Below are 1066 nucleotides of genomic sequence, written 5' to 3' on the forward strand. Positions count from 1 at the left end.
TGTCTCGCCGGCCGTCTCCAACCAGTTTTCCGCGAATGCCGCCTGGAAGGCAGACACTGCGGGTCCTTTGACTTGATAGTGCGTGTCGCGCCACTCATCTGGATTGCGGGCGTTTCCGAGCCAGTTGTCGGCAATACCGACGCCGCCGGTGAACGCGACCAGCCCGTCAACGATGAGCAGCTTGCGATGGGTCCGGTTGTTTACACGATCCAACGTATACCAATGAATAGGTCTATAGCGCTGGAACCGCACGCCGGCGCTTGTCATGATCTCGATCAGGTCTTCATCGAACGGCAGGCTGCCGACCCAGTCAACGAGCACACGGACCTCGACACCCTCCCGGGCTTTGGTTGCCAACGCGGTCGCGAACTCATAACCGACGGCCCCCGACCAATAGATATAGGTCTCGAAATCAATTGTAGACCGAGCCGCATGGATTGCCTGCAGCATTGAAGGAAAGATCTCATCTCCGTTGACAAGGGTTTGTACCGCGTTTGAATCGAACAGCTGTCCTTGCGAATAACTGCTCATGCTCCTTGCAAAATCGGGATCCGACGCGTCGAAACGGTGCGGGACAAGCGCTCGCAAAATGCGTGGCTCTGGTGCCAAGTTTATGCTGAGCAACGTGATCAGGCTGGCGATGACGGCAACGGCCACGTATTTGAGGCTGTTAAGCAGCCTTCCCCGGTTTACGCCAAACCTCACTGGGTCCGCACCCGCCCGTAGCGCCGCGAGTCCGCATGGCACATCTCAATCGCCCTGCTGTTTACGAGTGCGATGCTTTTCGATTTCCTCTGGTTCCTCATCATCGATTCTGGTGATGTTCGATGCCGAGCTATTCGTTCGCAACATCTCATCCAGCTTGGCATGGATCGCCTGCGTGTCGCGATGTTCTGCGCGTTGAATGAACAGTGTCATGGCCCAGGTGAACAGGGTCGCCGCGCCGTGCCAGTTCAAACTCGCCCTGTCGAGAAATAGCCAAAGGGCCGTGTAAGCCAGCAGCACCAGGAATGCTGCCGGCCGAGAGGTCAACGTGCCAATTGAGGTGAGCACGCTCGTGATCGGG

At 57.4% G+C, this 1066-nt stretch carries 2 protein-coding genes; both read right to left on the reverse strand.

Annotation, left to right across the window (positions count from 1 at the left end; genetic code table 11):
* Window positions 1-657 (reverse strand): phospholipase D-like domain-containing protein (locus tag FJ953_RS30320; protein WP_246674942.1); only part of this gene is annotated, 657 nt, incomplete at its 3' end.
* A gap of 93 nt (window positions 658-750) precedes the next feature.
* On the reverse strand, window positions 751-1066 hold a 316-nt coding region (locus FJ953_RS30325), incomplete at its 5' end, for a low affinity iron permease family protein (RefSeq protein ID WP_246674943.1).

The sequence above is a fragment of the Mesorhizobium sp. B2-3-6 genome (genome assembly GCF_006442305.1).
In the GTDB taxonomy this organism is placed as follows: Bacteria; Pseudomonadota; Alphaproteobacteria; order Rhizobiales; family Rhizobiaceae; genus Mesorhizobium.